Below are 22,633 nucleotides of genomic sequence, written 5' to 3'. Positions count from 1 at the left end.
TAGGTTTTGTCCTTATTTATAGAAGCATGATTCGATTAATCGGAAACCAGCCGCCAGGCTTTAATTGATAATAGTGCTGACCACCGCGGCCTTCATCAATTAAAATGATATCACCGGTCGTTAGAAATCTCCCACTATAATCAGCAGGGATTCTGTCCGTCACATTAAAGCAGCTGAAAGTCTCCTGCAAACAATGATCTCTGCTATTTGCTAAAATCGTCGTTCGATATACCTCTTTATGCCCCTTATTTTCCCGGTACTTTGGAGTTTGAAAGATCGTCACATCATATTGAATACTTGCTCTTCTAGTTAATACTTTGATCATCATATACCTCCAATTATTAGAATTAATTTTATATTCTAATAATTGTCGATAACCCGTGTCGAATCCTTCTAAGAAATTCCACTTTTTTTGTCGAATACCATTTTTTTACTTGTTTACCGCTGATTCATGTGAAATAATAGCGAATTGACAAAGAATGCTTAGGAATATCGACCGATAACCGTTTGGATTTTTTGTGCTAAATATGGAATATCTGCATTTGTAACCGATAAACGCACATTCGTTTCATCCTTTCCCATTGCTTCAGAGAATAATCCTGATAGACCTCTTGCCCGGCGATCGACTTGGAACATTATATCCAGGGCTCCATTACCTGCTGGGAAAAATACGACTTCAAGTTCATCTAAGCAGCCGCGGAAGGGTCCGGAAGTAGGTACGAATTCAAATTCTTGAACAAAGGGAAGTCGTCCCCGCAATCTTCTTGGCGCCTCTTCACAATCAGCTTCCCTTATTCTAAAGCCAAGATTATCAATAGCATTAAATACTGCAGTCATCAACGGATTAGGGACCACCTTTAACTGATCCTGATCACTTGGGTCGACTCCACCTTTAATATCAAGACCAGTCGAAACCCAAACCTTAGATCTGCCGATTGTCAAAGGAGCATCATAGGGCAATTGGAAAGTAAACGGAATTTCTTTTCGCTCATTTGACCTAATCGTAAAGGGTGTCGTTAAGCGGAAACGGTCGATAGTAGCTGTGACCGTATACTTTCGGTCATCAGATTCTCTTAAATAGGTAGTGTTTAATGCTAAATAAATTTCATCAATTTGCTGCTCTACTTTGCCGCCTCTAATTTCTACAACCCCCTTAACGGTCTCCCCCGGCATATACGTATCCTTTTCTAATTTTGTGTCTACTGATGCAGACCCAATCCCTACACTGGCAAATACTTTGTTAAAGAACGACATTTTTTTCTCTCCCTTGATTAAGTATAAATTGTTGAATATCTGCTTTTATATGAGCGCAATTGTCATAAGCTATATCGATTTGCAGGAGCCTGCGAATGATTTGTTTAGCTTGATCCGATATCTCCAATTCCTCTTCCCAGCTTTTTTCCGGTTTATTTTCGTGAAAGGTAAAATTGGAATAAAGCAAAAATAAAAGAAAATGGCCCAGTCCATAGAAATCCGCCTGTTGGTTCACTTCTTTACGTAAATCCAGTTCCCTGCGTTTCTCCTTGCTTTTAAAATTCAAAGGTCTTGCAAGTCCTAAATCAATCAGCCTAATCTTAGATCCGTCTAAAATGACATTAGGAATACGGATATCGCGATGGATAAGGTTACGACAATGAAGATATTCAATATGTTCTAATAATTCGAAAGCACTCCTAAACGCTGCACTTTCAGGAATGACCATTTTTTCAGCAAAAATCAATTGTTCAAAATTCTTGCCGTCAATAAATTCCATTGTATAATAGGGGATTCTTTTAAATGTCCCGTCCTCAAAATACGTTGGAAATCCTGGATTATCAATCGAATTTAATAATACTTTTTCTAACTCAAAGCTTTGTTTTCCAGCCTTGGTCATTCTTTTGTGAAGGCGAAGTGCTTTTAAAACCTTTTTCGTTTGAGTAACCAAATCAAAAACTAGATAGCTGTGCCCATAGCTGCCCATGCCGAGGTGGCTGATCACCTGATAGCGGTCAGCCAGAATCTTTTCTTTGACGAATGGTCTTTCGAAAAGATTCGATAATAATAAAATGAATTTTTTTATCATTTATTTAACTGCTAAAGAAACTAGACATAAAACTGCCGCTTTTATGCTTCTTTTTATAATGATGGTGCCCTAGATGGTTGTGATTATAATGGTTCATCTTCTTCCAGGCACCACTTGATGAACTGTATTTATGATGCCCATGGCTCAGCTTGCTCTTAATAATTGATTTTAGGATTTTTTTGAACATCCCAATCCCTCCTCATCTTCGTACCAATATATACGACTAAAAAAAATAATGGTTTCGCTATTTCAAAAAAAATAATTCCTTTTATCGAATCAAACAAAAAGCGAGCACAGAATGCTCGTCTTTCGTTTTCATCTATTTAAAGAAGAGCTTTTCCCCTTCTTTCATTCATTGTTTATTATTCATCTTCTACTTCTTCATCGATGATACTTTTCTCAATTAAATATTCAAAGGTAATGTCAGCGAGTTCTTCCAATTCTTCTTCGCTAGGAACGTATCCCCTTTTTACAAGCTCATGAAAGAAAAATTCGGCAATTTCTTCTGTATCAATAAATACTTCAATTTCTCTCATAGCATCGCCCCCTTTTTACAGAATGTATGATGTACATGGCCTTTTCATGCTATTTCAATTTATTAAAAAAAGAAACATGTCTTTTTTTTATCGGACAGGCATATGTTGAAGTAAATAATCCTACTTGAGGTGATATCATGTTAAATTTACAAACAAAGTTTGAGGCATTGATGGAAGATGTTAACAAAGAAGATGGGCTCACTGTCAGAATGATGGAAAACTTCCTCGGAGCGATGTTTTTTCTGATTAAGTGGGCCGGAATTCCTTTTGTTTTGTATTTACTGTTTGCGGTTACACGCTTATAGGCTACACATGGCTTTTGCCATCGTTACTTACAAGGCTTTCTAATTTTCTGAGGATAACGCGCATGACTTGATAATATTCTTGATCATGAAATAATTCATATAAAATTCGATAATCGTTGAAAATATCTAAGAGGTTGTCAATTAGTTCCTTCTTTTCCTTTTTACGCTCAATTTCTTCATATTCCGCTTTCCTTACCATGTTTTGCAAATTAGGATTTTTTGTTGGTTTTTCCTGCTTATTCACTAAGTATAAGAGGCCTAGTTTTTGTATAAATGTGTCTGCACTCTCTGCATCCGCTACAAGCGTCAGTTCCTCTTCTCCTGCTTCAAGCCACTCCCCATCACTTACCCTGGATAGCTCATAAATAACATCTTCCCATGCATCATCTTTATAGCGCCATATTTCGGTTCGAAAGCCAACCACTTTAAATAAATCCGCTCCATAACCGGCTACTTGAACCAAATCACCGATAAAAAATTTATATTCTATATCAATTTGCTCCTGTTCCATTATCGTGCCGTCATATTCAGATAGTAATTGCAAGGCTTCCTCAATGAACAGCCCATCACTCTTATTCACTTCGTACACATACTTTCCGTCGAGCCATTTTACATCTGTGACTCTGCCAACAGTACCATATATTGTAATCACGACCGTATCACCGATCTTGTACTTCGGTTTTTTTCGTTTTGCCATGTCCTCCCATCCTCTCAAATGATTAGTCGTGAATTTTGATTACAATAGTATATGCGCGGCTATTTATAAAAGCGCATGACAAATATAAAATGAAAAAATCGCCTCCAACACGGAGACGATTTTCTTTTTAAACTTTATTTTCCGAAATAATGTACATCTGCCAGGCCTCATCAAAAATAGACATCGATTCCAAATAATGACCATTCAATTCAAGATACGAGCTTAATTCGTGGTAATCAGATGAATTTTTTGGAAAACTATGATCTAAATAGGCATGATTCGCAAATATACTGATTGCGTCCTTTGGAGCGGGATGCCGATATTTCATTAGGAAATGATAAAATGATTTACTCATGATTAACGCCTTTCTAATCCGTTTTATTTATATCCCATACTATAACGGATATAGTTGGCAGCGTAAAGTTTCACATAACAAAAGCAGCCTGACATTAAGGCTGCTAAAGTTTAGGATGAGAAATCAAAGTAATTTTTCTTTAATAGCCTCGGGATTGCCATTAATTCTTCAAATGTAATTACCTTTCCAACCTTACGGCAATCAATTAAATATAATTGATTCTCAATTTCTTTTACAATCGGCTCACTTTGATAGACCATCGAACAATCCGGACAAGACAGGGTAGGAGTCTCAGAGATTTCAATTGCCCTGGTTCCATCAGGGATTTCCCAATAAACCGAACCTGTCATTCTTTTAACATTTGTGCCGCTGCACCACTCACATACCATTTAACTCTAAACCCCCTCTGCCGTGTTGCTGGAATTAGTTGTTTCATTATTATCCTTTTCTTTTTCAGTTTGTGCCTTAAATTTCTTATCCTTCAATTCATCCCGTTTGCTTCGTTTATCTTTAAGCGATGAATGGGCAGGGTCTTGATTGTAATCCTTACGCCGGTTCAGCCTTGATAATCCTTCTGGAACGAGATTAAAGTGCTGGTCATTCATAATTCCCGCTATCCCGGCAAGGGAGCGTTTTTCTTCCATATCTGGATAGACCTCTTTAAAGTAGTTTTCCGCTCTGCCTGGAACATAGTTTTCCGGTTCAGGATACGAAGTAATAACGCCCTCAAAGTTCCGTAGGACAACCTTTTCCGCACTTTGGGAAATTAAATAATTCGGCTGAAGGGCAATTTTTCCGCCTCCTCCTGGTGCATCAACGACAAAAGTAGGCACAGCATAGCCGCTTGTATGTCCTCTTAATCCCTCAATAATTTCAAGGCCTTTTGAAACAGGAGCGCGGAAATGCCCGATACCTTCTGAAAGATCACATTGATAAATATAGTATGGCCGTACACGAATTTTCACGAGGTCATGCATCAGTCTTTTCATGATTGGAACGCTGTCATTAATACCTGCTAGAATAACAGACTGATTGCCGACTGGAACGCCACAATTGGCGAGCATTTCACAGGCACGTTTCGATTCCTCGGTGATTTCGATGGATGTATTAAAATGGGTGTTCAGCCAAACTGGGTGATATTTTTTTAATATGTTACAGAGATTTTCCGTAATCCGCTGCGGGAATACAACCGGAGCCCTCGTACCAATCCGAATAATTTCTACATGGTCGATTTCCCTTAGGTTCTTTAGAATATACTCCAAAATATTATCATTAATAAGCAGTCCATCCCCTCCAGAAATCAATACATCCCTTACCTGCGGGGTTTGCCTGATATATCCAATCGCGGCATCCAGCTGCTTTTTCGGAACACCCATGCCAATTTGACCGGAGAAGCGCCGTCTTGTACAATAGCGGCAATACATGGAACATTGATTGGTTACTAAAAAGAGCACCCGGTCTGGATATCGATGTGTTAACCCTGGAACGGGGGAATCTTCATCTTCGTATAATGGATCTTCGAGGTCATATTTGGTCTTATAAATTTCTTTAGAGATTGGTACAGACTGCATTCTAATCGGACAGCGTGGGTCATCTGGATTCATCAAAGAAGCATAATAGGGTGTAATATTCAAGGGGATCGTTTTCGTCGAAATTCTTACACCCTCTTCTTCATCCGGTGTCAAATTGATTACTTTTTTTAAGTCATCTAACGTTCGAATCGTATTGGTTAACTGCCACAGCCAATCGTTCCACTGTTCTTCGGTAACATCTTTCCAAAGCTCAATATCCTTCCAATACCTTTTTGGCTTATATAAAAATTGTTTCATCACAATTCCTCCATTCGTGACCTTTACTTAATAATATGCAAGAAACGTGCCAATGCTTAAAAGCTTGAGCGCCCGTTTGGAGGAACATAAAAGCGCCGAAAATTCGGCGCCCTCAGTCTAGTACTTTTTTAATTTTATATTGTAACGTTTGTCTTGGGATCTCTAATAGCTTAGAAGCTTGATTGATATTTCCATCACTTAACTCCAGTGCATTTTTTATTAATCGTTTCTCTAACTTTTCAATATTTTTCCTAAGTGAAAGCTCTCCAGTTGAATCCAAACTACTTTCTTGAGGTGCAGAAAGATGCTTCAACATCATTGGCAAATCCTTGACCGTCAGATATTCTTCTCCAGAGATATTCATCATATATTCAATCGTATGCTTTAGCTCGCGTACATTCCCTGGCCATTGATACTCAATGAAAAAGGATTCACACGAATTTTTAATACCCTTTATGTTTTTAGCCAATTTAATGTTGAATTCCTTAATAAAGTGTTCTGTTAGAAACAAAATATCTTCTTTTCGCTCCCTTAACGGCATCAGGGAAAAGGTGAACACATTTAACCGGTAATAAAGGTCTGATCTGAGCTTCTGGTCATGAAGTGCTTCGTTTGGATGTATATTCATCGCGGCTATGACACGAACATTCACAAGTATGTTTTCTGAACTCCCGACCCTTCTAACCATTCCATCCTCTAACACTCTTAGGAGCTTAGCCTGCAGTTCGACCGGCATCGTATGTAACTCGTCTAGAAAAAGGGTTCCCCCATCTGCCAGCTCAAATAGACCTTTGCGTTCAACCGCCCCAGTGTAGCTTCCTTTAGCTGTCCCAAAAAGAATACTTTCAAGCAGGGTTTCGGGGATTGCCGCACAATTTTGCGCTATGAATGGACCATCTGAGCGCAGTGACTCATGATGGAGGCCCTGAACAAATAATTCTTTTCCAGTGCCGCTTTCCCCGTAAACAAGAATTGGAGAATCCGATTTTGCTAACCTTTTCGCCTCTTCCTTCAAGCTGTTGAAGCGCGGATTAACCGTCAATAAATCCCTAAGGGTATACCTAACCTGCTTGGCAGACTTTTTCTTGCTGCTTTTATTTAACCCTTTTTGCAGGTCTAGTAACCTTTCTGCAAACAGCTTCATTCTTGAATAATCTTTAGCGATTTCAACGGCACCTATGATTTCTTCGCCTAAAAAGATTGGCAGAGTCGTATTCATCGTATCAATTCTTGTCCCATGCAAATTCATATATTCCTGAGTTTGATTGTAAATCGGCCTTCCTGTTTTTATGACCCTTAACAAGGTACTGGATTCTTCTGAAAGGGACGGAAAGGCGTCAAATAAGTGCTTCCCCAATACTTCCTTTACTGTCATACCATCATGCTTTGCTGCCACTTCGTTATAATATATCGTTTTTCCTTTCGTATTGACCACATGAATTCCTTCATCAATACTCTTTAGAATAGCACTTAGAACTTCTTGCGTTAAAGCGGTTAATTGGGCCATTTATTTCACCTGGCTTTTTAATAGGATAAGGTGCCGAAAAATGGTCATACCTGAGCCGAAAATTTAGCAGTTTGCCAGATTCTTTACCCACATATTCATATTTTCTAACTTGTCAAAGATATAGCAATTATTCATTAACCTTCCCCTATAGGAATACCCAAGCTGGTATAAAACAGCATTCATGCCAAAGGATAAGGATCTTGCTATCGAATAGGCACAAAAGATTCGTTTTCTTTTCAATTCAGCTTCAAGCTCTTGAAGAATAAGCTTCATTAATCCATACTTCCGGTGTTCTGTCAGGGTCGCACAATCTGTTAATTCCGCATTTTTATAAAAACCATTGATTTCAGCAGAGGCAGCGCTGACTATTTTACCCTGATAAAAAAATGCATAATAAATCGTTCCATCCTTCATGGTCTTTTTAATATATTCCGGATCATGCATCGGAGTGGGATAGATTTGAAACACTTGGCCATACAGGGCAGCAAGCTCTGCCGCATAGCTTTCGTCTGCCTTTTTCAGTTCATATTCTTTGGGAGGAATCGCCTTTTCGACCGATGTATCTAATTGATAAATACTGTGGATCATCCCGTCTTCTGTAATCCAATGGTCGTTTTTCTTTCTTTCTGGTGTATAAAACTTTGAAAAAAAATGAGCATCGGATCCAAGAAAATAACGATCGACGACCGCTTCAGGCTGAAGAGCATGTTCGAGTAATTTCAGTGAATCTTCTGTACGCGCCTTAAATATCAGCTTTTCCGCTTGGTGCTGTTTAACAAGTTCTTCTGCTTTTGCTACTAGCAGGTTCAAATTCCCCCGATAATCATCCACTCGAATTCGTTTATTAAAAGGATCCAGATAGACCTCCAGGAAAAAATGTCTGTCCTCCAAATAAATCGTTTCTGATGTTTGATTCATTCAATCCCCTCCTTTAACACCCTGAAACTATTTGAAAAAAAGTCTGGCCTAGAATTAAGCCAGACATCTTGATATTATTCCATCTTAAAGCAAATTAATTTTAATTCGGTCATTTCCTCAACGGCATATTTGATTCCTTCTCGTCCCATGCCGCTTAACTTCACTCCGCCATATGGCATTTGGTCAACGCGGAACGTAGGAATATCATTAATCATTACACCGCCAACTTCCAATCTTTTCGCAGCCTGAAATCCATGATGGATGTCATTGGTAAAAATTCCTGCCTGCAGGCCATATTTTGAGTCATTGACCATCTCAATAGCTTCATCCATTGTCCTAAACCGATTGATATGAACAACAGGAGCAAAAATTTCTTCACAAGAAACTTTTTCGCTTGCGTCTACATCGACCAAAACGGTTGGCTGATAAATTCCATCCGTAATACTGCCGCCAATTTTTATCCCTGCACCGCTTGCAACTGCTTCATCCACCCACTCTTTCGTACGCTCAACATCTCCTCTTGAAATCAATGCGGAGATATCCGTATCTTCATCCAATGGATTTCCGGTTTTGAGTTTTTTAGCTTCTTCTACGAACTGTTCCGTAAATACTTCCAATAGGTTTTCATGAACAAATATCCGCTGGATGCTAATACAAACCTGCCCCTGGTAGGAAAACGAGCCTGTGACAATCCTTGGGATGACCTTTTCAAGGTTGACCCCTTCGTCGACAATTACAGCTGAGTTTGAACCTAATTCCAGGGTTACTCGCTTTAAACCGGAGTTTTCCCGGATATATCTGCCAACTTCAGGGCTTCCCGTAAACGTGATCATCTTTATTCTTTCATCTTTTATTAAAATATCGCCGACACTGCGTCCGCTTCCGGTAACCACGTTTAAGGCTCCCTGCGGCAACCCTGCCCGGTGAAATAATTCAGCAATTTTATATGCCGACAATGGTGTTTGGCTCGCTGGCTTTAACACCACTGGATTGCCTGCTGCAATCGCTGGTCCTACTTTATGTGCAACAAGATTCATAGGGAAATTGAATGGCGTAATCGCTGCGATGACACCAATGGGCTCTCTAACCGTAAAAGCAAGCCTTCCTTCCCCACCTGGGGCTGCATCCATCGGAACTGTTTCCCCATGGATTCTTCTTGCTTCATGGGCAGCGAAGGTATAGGTCATGATTGTCCGCTCCACTTCGGCGCGGGCAGCTTTAAGCGGTTTTGCAGCCTCTTGAGAAATGATCTTAGCACATTCCTCTCTTTCTTCTTTTAGAAATCCTGCTACTTTTTCTAAAATTTCCGCCCGGACAAATGCTGGCAGCGATGCTAATTTTGCTAAAGCCTGCTCAGCCGACGCGATAGCATCCAGGACATCGTCCTTTCCGGCAACTGCGATATCCGCAATATGCTCAAGATTATAAGGGTTCTTTAATTCCGAATAGGTTGCTGCGGGACGATATTTTCCGCCAATCCATAGTGACTGTTTCAAAATATTATCCTCCATTCCCTTGCTTTACCATTATTTCACCAATCTATTTGAAAGAAGCGGAATTATATTGTCTTACTTTTTTGACAACAATGGCGAATGGCTTTTTCTAGCACTTCCATCCCCTCATCCAGCTGCTCATCTGTTATAACAAGTGGAGTTAATAAGCGGATGACATTGCCATATAATCCCGCTGTCATGATAATAAGTCCATTTTGATGGGCCATTTTAATGATTTCCTGAACAAGGTCTTTATTAGGTGTTTTGGATTTAGAATCCGTGACAAATTCAATGGCACACATTGCGCCGAGATGACGAACTTCACCAATTTGTGGATAATGGGTTCTAAGTTTATCTAACCTAGTCTGGAAGGTCTTGCCAATTAATTCCGCTCTACTTAATAAGCCATCGTCCTCGATGGTTTTCACCACTTCAAGTCCGGCAACACAGCCAAGCGGGCTGCCGCCATATGTGCCGCCAATTTCTCCAACGTTAGGAGAATCCATAATTTCAGCGCGGCCGGTCACGGCACTAATCGGCAATCCTGCTGCGATTGATTTAGACATCGTTAAAAGATCCGGTACAACATCAAAATGTTCGATGGCAAACATTTTTCCAGTTCGGCCAAATCCAGTTTGAATCTCATCAGCAATAAACAAAATTCCATGCTTTTCACATATTGCTTTGACACCTTTCACAAAGTCTTTAGAAGGGATAACAAATCCCCCTTCACCTTGTACCGTTTCCATGATCACAGCCGCTATTTCTTCTGGAGGAACTTCACTTTGGAAAAAGGTTTCAAAACGCTGGAGAAGTGCAGCATCTAACTGTTCTGAGGAGTCAAATTCTGAGCGATAATAATAAGGGTATGGCCACTTATAGGTCTCGGGTGCAAAAGGACCGAACTCATATTTATATGGTTTGACCTTGCTTGTTAAGGACATCGCCATATATGTTCGTCCGTGAAAGCCTCTTTCAAATGAGATGATCGCTTTTCGACCGGTATATTTTCGAGCTATTTTCACAGCATTTTCAACAGCCTCTGCCCCGCTGTTTAAAAAGAAGGTTTTCTTTTTATGATTCCCGGGAGTAATCCGGTTTAAAGTTTCAGCGAGCTCAATATAGGGCTCATACATCATCACGTGAAAGCACGGATGAAGATAGGCATCAATCTGGCGGTGTAGTGCTTCAACGATTTTTGGCGGACAATGGCCGACATTTAATGAGCCAATCGCACCAGCAAAATCAATAAAGGTATTGCCATCAACATCGGTAATTAATGCACCTTCCCCTTTTACCGCAAAGGTTGGGATGGTATTAAAGGGTCCTTTTGGTACATTGTGTTCTTTCCTTGTTAATAGTTCAATTGCTTTCGGACCGGGAATTTTTGTGTTCAATTGAATGGAGCTCTTTTTTGTTTCCTTTTGGTTACTACTCATCCACTTCACACCATTCTAATAAAGTAAAAGCAATAATCTCACTAGCAGCAAATAGATCCTCTAAATTAATATGTTCGTTAGCATCATGGGCTGTCTCCGTAATTCCCGGCCCGAAGACAACGACAGGTGTATTCCCTATATTTGATAGGATTCCTCCATCCGTTCCCCATGGACTTGCCTCTATGGCCGGTTGATTTCCTTTAACTTCTATGAAACTCTTTGTAAGCTCTTTTATCAAAGGATGATCACCCTCAAGGCTTCCTGGCAGCCATCTGCCGCCAAACCACTCAATTTGCAAAGGATTTTGGCAAAGCCATTCATCCTTCTCATTCAATTCTCGTAAACAAGTTTCCATTTCTAATTGGGCAGTTTGAATCGTTTCCTCGGGAGACACTCCCATTCTTCCTTCGATGATCGCGGTGTCAGGCACAGAAGATGGCCACTCACCACTTTTGATTTTTCCAATATTGATCGGAATAGGAATCGGAATTTTTTCGAATAGAGGATCGGAAATCCTGGAATTTCTATCTTTCTCTAATTGTTGTAATCTTTGAATAACAATTAAGGATTTTTCAATGGCGCTGACACCTTCATACCTCGTGCCCCCATGTGCAGCCCTTCCCTTAACGGTAATTCTGAACCACATCGACCCCTGCTGTTTTGGGAAGATTTTCATATTTGTCGGTTCCGGAATGATTGCCCCATCTGCCTGATATCCCCGGAGTACGGCAGCAAGTGTTCCGGCACCGCCGCTTTCCTCCTCTATAACACTTTGAAAAATAACATCGCCCTTTAACTTTATTCCATTGGCTATTAACGATTCTATCGCCATAATAAGAGCAACATTCCCACCCTTCATGTCGGTTGCTCCTCTTCCATAAAGCTTGCCGCACTCTATCATTCCACTAAAAGGGTCCTGCTTCCAGTTACTTACATTTCCCACTGGCACTACATCGATATGTCCATTCAGAATGATTGATTTACCTCCACCTGTTCCTTTTAGAACGGCGACTAAATTAGGATTTCCTTCGAAACTTTCCCTGTCACAACAATAGGCTGGATGATTCTTAAGCTCATCGCCGCCAATCTCCCATATATCTAGTGTTAAGCCAAGCTGACGGCATTTTTCGATAACAATTGCCTGCGTCCCGCTTTCATTTCCTCTTATACTATCCTCTTGAACAAGGATTTGTAGCAGTCTTGCTCCCCTAGCCCGATTTTCCTTTAGCCACTGCTTAATGCGGACTTTATTGTTTTCCATGTGATTCACTCCTTTTGCACAGATTTTGCTAGTATGGTATTCTACGAATATTTTCACTTTTATTAAATTCACAGCCCGTCTTATTGACGACATTTTCTAAACTATATGGCGCAAATAATTCGGACAGAAGCAGCCCATCTGCCGTTACTTTGAATACGGCCATTTCCGTTATAATCAGATCGACACACTTGGATGAGGTTAACGGTAAAGAACAGGCTGGAACAATTTTGGGATTGCCATTCTTATCACAATGATTCATGACTACAATGACTTTTTTTGCTTTTTGAGCAAGTTCCATCGCCCCTCCCATTCCTGGAACCTTTTTTCCTGGTACAATCCAATTCGCTAAATCGCCATTCTGACTGACTTGAAGAGAACCTAAAATGGTAATATCGACTTTTCCTCTACGGATCATCCCAAATGCAATGGCACTATCTGTGTAGGAACCTCCGCAGGTGAGGGTGACAGGAAATCCTCCGGCATTGCATAAATTTTCATCCTCTTCACCCTTAGTCGGACTTGGTCCCATGCCGGTTATGCCATTTTCAGCATGAAACATCACCTTTGTTTCTTCAGATAGGTGGTTGGGGACAAGAGAGGGGATGCCGATCCCCAGATTCACGACCATTCCATTTTGAATTTCCTCGGATGCCCTTCTAGCCATTTGGTTCCGAATATCTACTCCCATGCCCATTTCCAATTCACCCCCTTCGACGGTATGACATAATTGACGAACACTCCTGGGGTAATGATTTCATCCGGGGCCAGACTTCCCATTGGAACAATTTCTTCCACTTCCGCAATCGTAATGTCCCCAGCCATCGCTACAAGTGGATTAGTGTTGCGGGCACTTTTGTCATAAATCAAATTCCCGTACTCATCTGCCTTTTTCGCAAACACGATTGAAACCTCTGCAGTTAAGGCGGTTTCAACAAGATAGTTCTTTCCATTTAGTGTAAAAAGAGGTTTATTCTTTGCCACAATCTCATTATCCATGCCAATATCGGAAAGGATTGCCGGCAAACCTACTCCTCCGGCACGAATTCTCTCAGCCAAGATTCCCTGTGGTGAAAACTCAACTACGAGCTTTCCCTCGTGCATCTGATGGCCGGCAAAGGGATTAGAGCCGATATGGGAGGCAATTACTTTTTTGGCCCGCTCCGCTTTGACCAATTTACCGATTCCTATGGTTGGAAAACCAGTGTCGTTTCCAATTAAGGTAAGGTTTGTAACACCTTTTTCCAGAATTCCATCAATTAAGGTCGGCGGCGATCCAACCCCGCCAAAACCTCCAAACATCAATGACATACCGTCATGGAATAATTCCATGACATTCTCAAGCGTCGTAATTTTGCCGAAAGGATTTTCCATTTACATATCACCAGCCATTCATGGATTCATTTGGTTTGAAAAAGCTTCAAATGTTTCTTTTAATAATGCAGCAAGTTCCTCGATTTCCCTTTTTGAGATTGTTAAAGGCGGGGAGACGATGATAGCGTCACCGTTTACACCGTCGATACCCGCACCTGCTGGATAAATGAGCAGCCCTTTTTCTTTGGCGAGGGACACGATTTTCTGTGTGACTTGCGCACTTCTTGGGAAAGGAGTTTTTGCGCCAACCTCTTCGACAAATTCTATACCTTGCAGCAATCCTTTACCTCGTATGTCACCAATAAACGAAAATTGGCCTTTTAATTTTTCGAGCTGATTTTTTAAATAGGTACTCTTACAATCTACCTCTTTTAAAATCTCGTTTTTTTCTAAATATTCCAGAACGGCTAAGGAGACAGCGCATGTTTGGGGGTTAGCGCTTAGGGTATGGCCGCTCATCACGGATTTAGAGCCAGCCAATATTGGCTCCATTACCTTTTCGCTTGCAACGGCGGCAGCTATTGGTGCATATCCAGCACCCATTCCTTTTCCTAAAGCGACTATATCCGGCGTAACTCCCCATTGGTCGCAAGCAAGCATTGTCCCGGTTCGTCCAAACCCTGTCATCACTTCATCAGCAATAAAGAGAATGTCATTGGCTTCGCATATTTCTTTAATCTGTTTAAAATAATCCTTTGGCGGCGTGATGGCTCCGCCTGCAGCACCAATCACAGGTTCAGCGATGAAAGCGGCTATTTTATCCGCACCAATTCGTGTTATGGCGGTTTCTAGTTCGCGAGCGCATAAATAATTACAGGAAGGTGCCTCTAAGCTGTAGGGGCAACGATAACAATAAGGAGGGTTGATGACGGGAAATTCTTCTAAGAGGGGGACAAATCTTGCTCTTCTTCCAGTATGCCCCGACATCGAAAGGGCTCCAAGTGTGATTCCATGGTAACTGACCCAGCGGGATAATATTTTTGTTTTGGTTTGAATTCCTTTTTCCTGCCAATATTGGATGGCCATTTTCATGGCTGTCTCGGTTGCTTCTGAGCCGCTGTTGACAAAAAAGCTCCAATTAAGCCCTTCAGGTGTTAGCTCAGCAATTTTCTCAGCCAGCTTTTCGGCCGCTTCACTGGTAAATTGCGAGCGATAGACAAAGGAAACTTTATTGGCCTGCTCATTCATCGCGTCAATAATTTCTCTTACACCGTGGCCAATATTAGCTGTAACAGCACCAGACGAAGCATCCAAATATTTTTTTCCATCTTTATCAAATAAATAGACCCCTTTGCCATAATCAATCACTGGGTATGTTTCATCAAGAATTGGTTTAATTAAAAAAGAACGCTCCATGGGGCGGACACCACTTTCTTCTTAAAATAAGTCAGGCCTCATAGAAATTGTATGAAACATCTATTTGTTTCTTTCATCTTATTTTGTAATCGTTTTGGAAAAAAAAACAGACACCATGAGGTCAGGATTCTGTACATTTATGTGAAGATAGTCTTCATGGAGGGTTCATGCGGACATATTTCTTTGGAATTCAGATATTTCTGTCCTCATGGAGGGTTCATGCGGACATATTTCTTTGGAGTTCATAGATTTCTGTCCTCATGGAGGGTTCATGTGGACAACTTTCTTTGGAGTTCATAGATTTCTGTCCTCATGGAGGGTTCATGTGGACAACTTTCTTTGGAGTTCATAGATTTCTGTCCTCATGGAGGGTTCATGTGGACAACTTTCTTTGGAGTTCATAGATTTCTGTCCTCATGGAGGGTTCATGTGGACAACTTTCTTTGGAGTTCATAGATTTCTGTCCTCATGAAGGGTGATTTCCTTGTTTTTGTTAACGTTTTATATTAATTTTAAGCGATCTGTTGATTGAGGCGGAAGGCGCAGCGCCTATAGCGTAAATCAACAGACATAATTAAAAGAACGATACAAAAAAAGGAGTGCCCCTATATGTTATACATTTGGGACACCCTCAATTCAAAATAATAATTTGTTTCCATAGATATTTAACTTAGTACAGTTTTAGTTTCATCCTATTTTTAACTTAACTAAATCTTCATCCTGTTCTGCTAACTGACGGAAATAGTCTGTCTCTTCATTTTCGATTACGAAGTCTAGGACTTGCTGCGCTTCAGAGGTACGGTTGAGTAACGCTAAATAACAAGCCTTGTTGTAATAAGCAAGTAGGTTTTCATCTTCCATTTCCAAAACTCGATTAATCATTTCTAAAGCTTTTTCATTTTCATTTAAATAACTCAAAGTAACACTTAGCTGCAATTTAATGGAGGGGTCGAAGGGATGAATTTCCATGCCTTTTTCCAGTAATTCCTTAGCTTCAGCATATTTGCTTTGTTTATTTAACCATCCGCCTAAATGGGAATGGGCATGATTTTCAAATGGATTATCAGCAATTACCTGTCTCATTCTATTTTCAGCCTCTGCTACGTCTCCCTGTTCACCAATAATAAAGGCGGCAACCGCTTGAAGATGGGAATTTTCAGGATCCTCCTGTAAACATTTTTCAAACAACGGCCATGCAGCTTGATAGTCCTTGGAATCCAAATAGATCAGCCCTAATTGATAGGCAAGCCTATCATCCCATGCAGTGGATATTGCCTTCCGCAACACCTTAATTGAGTCATCCATTAAATCAAAATCCTCATAAAACTTTGCAAATTGGCTTACAAGATTCAGATTGTGAGGATCCAATTTTATAGCCGTTTCGTACAACCCAATCGCTGTTCCAAATATTTTCATTTGTTTAAATCGATTTTTCAACTTTCGAACAAACCTAGTAAATACATTCCCTTCATCCTCTTCAAACCAGTCAACTTCCCTGAAATGTTCCTCTACAGCTTCTGCAGCCAGCTGGAACATAAAAGCCTTTTCTTCGCTCGTTCCGATAAATTGATGAAGGAACTCCTCAAGTGCCGTCCATCGATTAGCAGCAGCGGTAAATTGGATAAGCGTCTTAAATAAATCTTCATCCTCGTAATACTTATTTAAAAGTTGTTTCAGTCGTAAAGATACCTTTTCCCACTTTTTCAGTTTAATAAACAGCTTGGCTTGGTGGTGAAGCAGTTCTGGCTGTTCTGGTTCTATGTCCAATGCAGCCATTAAAGTACTCTCTTCCGCTTCTATATTTCCAAGTGCCCCGTGTGTGTAGGCAAGCATGTCGAGTCTCCACGACTCTGGGGATGAGCCTTGCAAATTTTCAAGCTTGCTTAATAAATTATGCAATCCATCCTCATCCAAAATTGATGTCAAGTATTCCACATTTACATTTATCGGGGCAATTTCCAAGAGACGAAGTAAATAGTCCGCCTCTTCTTCATGCTTTTCCTGGTATAATGCTATTTCCGCAAGCTTCAGATAGGCATGAACGACTTTTGCATCCAGCTCTAAACACTTTTTAAAGGCATCCTCTGCCAAATCAAGCTGATTCAGGTTAAAGTAAACCGCACCTAGACGGTAATAAGGAAAGGAATCTACTCTAACTTTTAAAGCGGATTTGTAGGCATCAATCGCTTGAGCATATTGCTGTTTTTCTTCATATAAAGTCCCTTGAAAACATGTATATTCAATAATATTAGGATGTTGGGCTGATTTTTCTCCGAGGAATTCAATCGCCCGGTCGACAAGGGTTGTTTCTTCCACCAAACCTACATAGATTTCTAATGCATCATACAGGTTAGAGTGTATAAATTCCATTCCCTTTTCAAAAAGCCTTAACCCATCCTCTAATAATGGAAGGCTTTCCTCCTCTTTTCCCCAGTCAGCAAATATCCTGCCACAGTTAATTAAAAATTCACTGTCTTTTTCGAAACGTCCTTCATTCTTTTTTAAATATTGAACAGCATCTTCTTTATGGTCGTCATTTGCCATCGATTCTGCCATTCCAAAATAGGCAAATCGCTCATCAGGAAATAAACCTATACAAGTTTGATAGATATTAATAGCTTTTGACCATTCTTCTTGGTCCTTATATAAATCCCCCAGCCGGACATATACTTGAGAGGATTTTGCCGAATGTATGCCAGATAACAGTATTTCCTCCGCTTTTTCCCACTGATCAAATTCCAACTCTAACAGGTCTGCGGCAGCAAGATAGGCAAACGGGGTTTCATTGTCTAATTTCATAGACATTAAGTATCCTCTTAATGCTTTCCGGAGTTTACCTAATTTTTGATCCAGATTTGCTCTCTCATACCATGCATGGGCATCCATGGGCTCCTCTTTTATGAGCGCATTATATAACTTCCGGGCATTTTCATACTCGTTTTTTTCCTTTAAGACTGCTGCATGGTTCATTCGGATAAAACGGTCGTCAGGAGCAAGCATCATACTAATCTTTGAAAAAAACTCGGCTTGGACGATATCCTTTTGATATAGATAGGAAAGTGCTAAATAGCTCCAAATATAATATTGATCTGGATCAAGCTGCAGCGAGTTCCTGAAAGAACGGGCGGCCTCTTCAGATTTGTCAAAATAGAGTGAAATTCTGCCCTTTAAAAAATGATACAAGGTACTAAATGTTTTCCGGGTTGTCTTGGCCAGCTGACCCTCTGAAAGTTCCATTTTCGACAATCTTAAGTAGGCCTGTGCAATATGGAGATTGAAGAAATCACTCTTTGGATATTCAAGTAAAAGCTTTTCTGCACATGCAATGATAAAATCTCCATATTCATCAAAAGAAAAATGCTTTACAACATAGATGGGAGTGTACGGAACTTCAATGTTTTCTTGCAAGAATTGAAAAAAGGATTCCTTGTATTTACTTTCGTCCTCTTCCATTTTTTCACCGAAATCATGAAGTGTCCGAAAATAGGTGTCCTCTTCATGAGAAAGAAAGGCTATCTCCTTAGCTCTTTCATTAGGCACTGCAACAATTGACATATAACTGGTTGCGCGATTGGCTTTTTGAAGCTCTTCGCTCGAAACATACATCCCTTCCAGCATGTTTGGATCCTGGATATGATAAAAGTCAAAGCGGCTGTCATAGCCCGTCATTACTTGTACATGGGATGAATGTTCAAAATCAACACTCAAAAGGATTGGAATTCCCTGCTTTAATAACTGTACATACCTCTCTTTGTTACCAATAAAGTATCGGCAGGAAAACCCAAGTTCTTCAAGATAGGCAACAGTGGTCGACAATCTAGAGCCCGTAAAATCAAAAATGTGGCTGGCAATTTCATCCTGGGTAATAGTCATCCCGTAATAATTAAGGATCATTTCTAAACTGGCCGGGACGCAATAATTGCTCTTTTGAACGATGGGCCTAATCTTTAGCCTGATTAACTCTCCAGCTTCTTTTTTCCGTATAAAAAGTGAAGATTTTAAGTTTTCCTCTTGAATAAAGGCATCCAACCGTGTAAAATCCTCTAATTGATAGAAAGCATTCCCTGTCAAATGGCTGAAATACTTTTGATAGACATGCTCAGGAATGCGATTGTTCAATTGCTTAACTACTTCTAGCATTTCCCTTGGCTTTCCAAGGTCGCGGTAGCGTTTTACTTTCTCCACCAGGAAGGTAGGCGTTTCTGGATACAGTGCTTCCCCTTCCTCTATAAGTTTTAAAGCCTCCATGGGGCGGCCATTGGCAGCATATAAATCGGATAATAGTAAGTAACAGTAACGGCCACGGTCTGGATCCTTTAAGCCCATTTTCAGGTATTCCTCTGCCTTTTCTCGATTCCCCATTTGCAAGTGAATATACCCAAGCTTATCCTCAATAGGCCTCGAAGATTCTTGGAGTTTTTCAAGTAACGGATCAATCTCCTTGAAGCGTTTCATTTCTAGTAAACAACGAATCTTGGAAAAATACGCGCTTTCCAGGCTTTCACTTTCGCTAATATCTTCCTTACTTTCAGTTATGACATGTGTAATAATTTCTTCTGCCTCAAGGGGTCTCCCGCCATCCAATAATTCCTCACAATACCAGGAGGCCGTTAACAGATTCCGAAGGCGCCGGTAGGCATAACGGACGATAAAGGCACTATAGTTGTACATTAAAAAATGGTCAGTACACTTAAGTATTATTTTAAAATCCTCTTCGGACTCTATTTTTTCAAGTTCCTTTTTCAAATCAGTGTATCGTAAAGATTTCAAACGAGAAATTTCGCCATTTAATACCTCAAGGGCCTGATAGAATTGTTTTTGTTCATAAAGGGCTTTAAGTTGATTAGTAATCGTCATTGTACACCTCTGCATTCGAAACCTTTTCTTTTAGTCTAGCATATTAAAAAATGTTAGATATTCCTAGAGAATTCCAGAAAAAAAATAAAAACCCGCTAAAAAGCGGGCTTAAGCCATTACTGTTTCTTTCTTTTGTTCTGTTGCTGTTTTTTCGATAATGTCCCTTGCAATCCAGACACCGCAGGCGCTTGCCTGGGCGAGACCCCTTGTAATACCGGCACCATCGCCGCCAACATACAAGCCGCTGATTTCTGTTTCAAATCGGTCATTTAATTTTGGTCTTGCAGAATAGAATTTTGCTTCCACACCATAAAACAAGGTATGTTCAGATGCAAGACCAGGTGTTACTTGATTCAATGCCTCTGTCATTTCAATTAAGCTTTTTAATGTGTTATATGGAAGGACTAATCCAAGGTCACCAGGTACCGCTTCTTTTAATGTTGGTTCTAAGAATCCCTCTTTAATCCGTTTCTCCGTTGATCTTCTGCCCTTTAAGATATCGCCATATTTTTGGACGATTAGTCCGCCATTCGATAGGCTGTTTGCTAAGCGGGAAATTTCATGCGCATATTCATTCGGCTTATCAAACGGATCGGAAAACGTGTGCGAGACAAGAAGGGCAAAGTTCGTATTCGGGCTGCCTAGCTTTGGATCCTTGTAGGCATGACCATTTGCCAGCATGATGCCGGAATGGTTTTCAACAACGACATGGCCTGATGGGTTGCTGCAAAAAGTACGCACCCTGGTTCCAACAGATGTATTAAAAACAAATTTTCCTTCATATAAATGCTCATTGATTTCCTGCATGACAATATTAGAAGTTTCCACGCGGACACCAATATCCACTTGGTTGCTAATCATTTTTAATCTGCGGGTTTTCAAAATATCGGTAAGCCATTTAGAACCATCTCTTCCTGGCGTAATAATCACTTTATCAGCGTAAATATTTTGCTCGCTTTTTAGCTTAATTCCCTTAACCACATGACCCTCAGGAGTTTTTTCTGTAAGTAAATCTTCTACTTCAGTTTTAAATTGCATCTCAATCTTATCTTTTAAATATTCAAAAATTCTTTTCAAGATTTCGAGGTTTTGTTCTGTACCCAAATGGCGAACCTGGGCTCGCAACAGCTTAAGTCCTGCAGCAAAGCCGCGGCGTTCGATATCCTTTACTTCTTCGGTTAACGGGTCAGTTATGCTTTGGGTAGCCCCGTGCTGTAAATTGATTTCGTCTACATAGCGAATTAAATCCACTACTTGAGAGTCGGGCAAATAGTCCGTCATCCAGCCGCCAAATTCACTTGTGATATTAAACTTCCCGTCCGAGTATGCACCGGCACCACCGAACCCATTCGTAATCGAACAGGCAGGCAAGCATCCGGCAAAATCCTTCCTCCCAGCAGCCGGTGGACACTTTTCAATTTTCTTTTGTAAAATTGGGCAATTACGTCGATAAATATCATGTCCTTTATCAACTAATAAAACCTTTGCGTTCGGCATTTTTAGTGTAAGTTCATAGCAGGCGAAGATCCCTGCAGGGCCGGCACCCACTACAATCACATCATATCTCGTATTCATTGTCCAATTACCTCCAAAGTCGTTTTACTCAACATTGGTAAATATAGCATGCATTTTTTCTTCCGTCAACATTAAATACGAACTATTTTTTATATTATGTATACAATGTTCGTGTTTCGGTTATTAATCTGAATGTTAGAACAAAAGCTAAGGCTGACTCCTCGAGTCAGCCTTTTTCCATTTTAATAAGCCCAGCTTGCGCCGATGATGATTAACAAGATAAATAGAACAACGATTAAGGCAAAGCCTCCAAACCCGCATCCTGCTCCAAATCCTACTCCTCCATAACCTACTCCGGGATAACCGCAGCAGCCATCATATCCATATCCATGACCATAATACATATAAGAATCACTCCTTGAGAAATTGTTCTAAATTATTCTTTCCTCTGTTACTTTATGAACTGGGTACTTGACCTGTCTGTGCATTCGCCTATATTATGAAAGACGATGAAAATAAAGTAGGTGAATTGATGAAATCGATATTGAAAAATTTTATTAATGGCATATTAACGATTGTGCCGATCATTCTTGTGGTCTATGTGATTTATAAAACCTTTATGTTTTTAGATAGTCTGCTTGGAAATACGCTTAAGCCTTATTTTAAAGATGATTACATACCTGGAATCGGCTTACTGACTACTATCGTATTAATAACTCTTTTAGGCTGGATGTCTACGAAATATATAACTGGGAAGTTTATTAAACTAATTGATAAGCTTCTCGAAAAAATCCCCGTCGTCAAAACAATTTATTCCGTGATTAAAGACACCGTCCAATCGTTTCTAGGTGATAAGAAATCTTTTTCGAAGGTTGCCCTTGTCACGCTTCCTGGAACGGAAATGAAAAGCATTGGTTTTATTACATCTGATCAATTGGAAACCTTCCATAACCCGCTTAAAGACCATGTAGCGGTTTATATTCCGCAAACTTTTCAAGTTGCCGGCTTTACTTTTTTAATTCCAAAGGAGCAGGTTGAAGTGATTGATGTGAAGGCGGAGGATGCGATGAAATTTGTCCTATCTGGCGGGATGACCTCATCAAGTAAGCAAAATGGAAAAAATGCATAAAAA

Annotated in this window: 22 protein-coding genes; 2 read left to right on the top strand and 20 right to left on the bottom strand. The window is 40.3% G+C overall.

Going from position 1 to position 22,633, the window contains the following annotated elements; genetic code table 11:
- Nucleotides 1-16 precede the first annotated feature (16 nt).
- The 5 genes from AC59HZ_RS03890 to AC59HZ_RS03870 form a co-directional block, all read right to left on the bottom strand.
- Nucleotides 17-328, bottom strand: coding sequence for a hypothetical protein (locus AC59HZ_RS03890; protein ID WP_496544554.1), 312 nt, complete (start codon nucleotides 326-328; stop codon nucleotides 17-19).
- Nucleotides 329-483: 155 nt separating this feature from the next.
- Complete coding sequence (locus AC59HZ_RS03885) at nucleotides 484-1,254, bottom strand: sporulation protein (RefSeq protein ID WP_496544553.1); 771 nt, start codon at nucleotides 1,252-1,254, stop codon at nucleotides 484-486.
- Nucleotides 1,241-2,062, bottom strand: a complete 822-nt coding sequence (locus tag AC59HZ_RS03880; RefSeq protein WP_496544552.1) for a serine/threonine-protein kinase — start codon at nucleotides 2,060-2,062, stop codon at nucleotides 1,241-1,243. Before AC59HZ_RS03880 ends, AC59HZ_RS03885 begins: the two co-directional genes overlap by 14 nt.
- A 4-nt stretch (nucleotides 2,063-2,066) precedes the next feature.
- The gene (locus AC59HZ_RS03875) at nucleotides 2,067-2,249 is read right to left on the bottom strand and encodes a hypothetical protein (protein ID WP_430061435.1); all 183 of its coding nucleotides are present in this window, start codon (nucleotides 2,247-2,249) and stop codon (nucleotides 2,067-2,069) included.
- Nucleotides 2,250-2,424: 175 nt separating this feature from the next.
- Complete coding sequence (locus tag AC59HZ_RS03870) at nucleotides 2,425-2,598, bottom strand: YozD family protein (RefSeq protein WP_066088900.1); 174 nt, start codon at nucleotides 2,596-2,598, stop codon at nucleotides 2,425-2,427.
- Between the two features lie 137 nt (nucleotides 2,599-2,735).
- Here AC59HZ_RS03870 and AC59HZ_RS03865 point away from each other — a divergent pair, with 137 nt between their 5' ends.
- Complete coding sequence (locus AC59HZ_RS03865; RefSeq protein ID WP_430061437.1) at nucleotides 2,736-2,903, top strand: hypothetical protein; 168 nt, start codon at nucleotides 2,736-2,738, stop codon at nucleotides 2,901-2,903.
- A 1-nt stretch (nucleotide 2,904) separates the two neighbouring features.
- Here AC59HZ_RS03865 and yodN read toward each other — a convergent pair whose 3' ends face one another.
- From yodN to AC59HZ_RS03790, 15 genes are all read right to left on the bottom strand, one after another.
- Nucleotides 2,905-3,600 carry a germination protein YodN gene (gene yodN / locus AC59HZ_RS03860; RefSeq protein ID WP_496544551.1) on the bottom strand — a complete coding sequence of 232 codons (696 nt, stop codon included), beginning with the start codon at nucleotides 3,598-3,600 and terminating at the stop codon, nucleotides 2,905-2,907.
- A gap of 127 nt (nucleotides 3,601-3,727) precedes the next feature.
- The gene (locus tag AC59HZ_RS03855) at nucleotides 3,728-3,955 is read right to left on the bottom strand and encodes a YozE family protein (RefSeq protein ID WP_496544550.1); all 228 of its coding nucleotides are present in this window, start codon (nucleotides 3,953-3,955) and stop codon (nucleotides 3,728-3,730) included.
- 110 nt (nucleotides 3,956-4,065) lie between these two features.
- Nucleotides 4,066-4,344, bottom strand: a complete 279-nt coding sequence (locus AC59HZ_RS03850; RefSeq protein WP_430061442.1) for a YokU family protein — start codon at nucleotides 4,342-4,344, stop codon at nucleotides 4,066-4,068.
- A gap of 6 nt (nucleotides 4,345-4,350) precedes the next feature.
- A complete protein-coding gene (gene kamA / locus AC59HZ_RS03845) occupies nucleotides 4,351-5,784 on the bottom strand; it encodes a lysine 2,3-aminomutase (protein WP_496544549.1) in 1,434 nt (477 codons plus the stop codon).
- A 112-nt stretch (nucleotides 5,785-5,896) separates the two neighbouring features.
- Nucleotides 5,897-7,291 (bottom strand): sigma-54 interaction domain-containing protein, encoded by a 1,395-nt coding sequence (locus tag AC59HZ_RS03840; RefSeq protein WP_496544548.1) that lies wholly within the window; start codon nucleotides 7,289-7,291, stop codon nucleotides 5,897-5,899.
- Nucleotides 7,292-7,354: 63 nt separating this feature from the next.
- Complete coding sequence (gene ablB, locus AC59HZ_RS03835; protein WP_496544547.1) at nucleotides 7,355-8,209, bottom strand: putative beta-lysine N-acetyltransferase; 855 nt, start codon at nucleotides 8,207-8,209, stop codon at nucleotides 7,355-7,357.
- A 74-nt stretch (nucleotides 8,210-8,283) separates the two neighbouring features.
- Complete coding sequence (locus AC59HZ_RS03830; RefSeq protein WP_496544546.1) at nucleotides 8,284-9,720, bottom strand: aldehyde dehydrogenase family protein; 1,437 nt, start codon at nucleotides 9,718-9,720, stop codon at nucleotides 8,284-8,286.
- Between the two features lie 47 nt (nucleotides 9,721-9,767).
- Nucleotides 9,768-11,141, bottom strand: a complete 1,374-nt coding sequence (gene gabT, locus AC59HZ_RS03825; RefSeq protein WP_496544545.1) for a 4-aminobutyrate--2-oxoglutarate transaminase — start codon at nucleotides 11,139-11,141, stop codon at nucleotides 9,768-9,770.
- Entirely contained in the window at nucleotides 11,134-12,402 is a 1,269-nt protein-coding gene (locus AC59HZ_RS03820) for a peptidase (RefSeq protein WP_496544544.1), read from the bottom strand. The genes gabT and AC59HZ_RS03820 overlap by 8 nt, the downstream gene beginning before the upstream one ends.
- Nucleotides 12,403-12,430: 28 nt before the next feature.
- The gene (locus AC59HZ_RS03815; RefSeq protein ID WP_496544543.1) at nucleotides 12,431-13,096 is read right to left on the bottom strand and encodes a 3-oxoacid CoA-transferase subunit B; all 666 of its coding nucleotides are present in this window, start codon (nucleotides 13,094-13,096) and stop codon (nucleotides 12,431-12,433) included.
- A complete protein-coding gene (locus AC59HZ_RS03810) occupies nucleotides 13,081-13,773 on the bottom strand; it encodes a CoA transferase subunit A (RefSeq protein WP_496544542.1) in 693 nt (230 codons plus the stop codon). The genes AC59HZ_RS03815 and AC59HZ_RS03810 overlap by 16 nt, the downstream gene beginning before the upstream one ends.
- Nucleotides 13,774-13,791: 18 nt before the next feature.
- A complete protein-coding gene (locus tag AC59HZ_RS03805) occupies nucleotides 13,792-15,129 on the bottom strand; it encodes an aspartate aminotransferase family protein (RefSeq protein ID WP_496544541.1) in 1,338 nt (445 codons plus the stop codon).
- Nucleotides 15,130-15,816: 687 nt separating this feature from the next.
- The gene (locus tag AC59HZ_RS03800) at nucleotides 15,817-19,986 is read right to left on the bottom strand and encodes a tetratricopeptide repeat protein (RefSeq protein WP_496544540.1); all 4,170 of its coding nucleotides are present in this window, start codon (nucleotides 19,984-19,986) and stop codon (nucleotides 15,817-15,819) included.
- 108 nt (nucleotides 19,987-20,094) lie between these two features.
- Entirely contained in the window at nucleotides 20,095-21,561 is a 1,467-nt protein-coding gene (locus tag AC59HZ_RS03795; RefSeq protein WP_496544539.1) for an NAD(P)/FAD-dependent oxidoreductase, read from the bottom strand.
- A gap of 182 nt (nucleotides 21,562-21,743) precedes the next feature.
- Nucleotides 21,744-21,905, bottom strand: a complete 162-nt coding sequence (locus tag AC59HZ_RS03790; RefSeq protein ID WP_496544538.1) for a YjcZ family sporulation protein — start codon at nucleotides 21,903-21,905, stop codon at nucleotides 21,744-21,746.
- Between the two features lie 128 nt (nucleotides 21,906-22,033).
- Here AC59HZ_RS03790 and AC59HZ_RS03785 point away from each other — a divergent pair, with 128 nt between their 5' ends.
- Nucleotides 22,034-22,630: a DUF502 domain-containing protein gene (locus AC59HZ_RS03785; RefSeq protein ID WP_496544657.1), complete on the top strand. Its 597-nt coding sequence runs from the start codon at nucleotides 22,034-22,036 to the stop codon at nucleotides 22,628-22,630.
- The last annotated feature ends 3 nt before the right edge of the window (nucleotides 22,631-22,633 follow it).

The organism is Neobacillus sp. DZ-9 (genome assembly GCF_059587065.1).
This window is presented reverse-complemented; position numbering and strand designations above follow the sequence as displayed.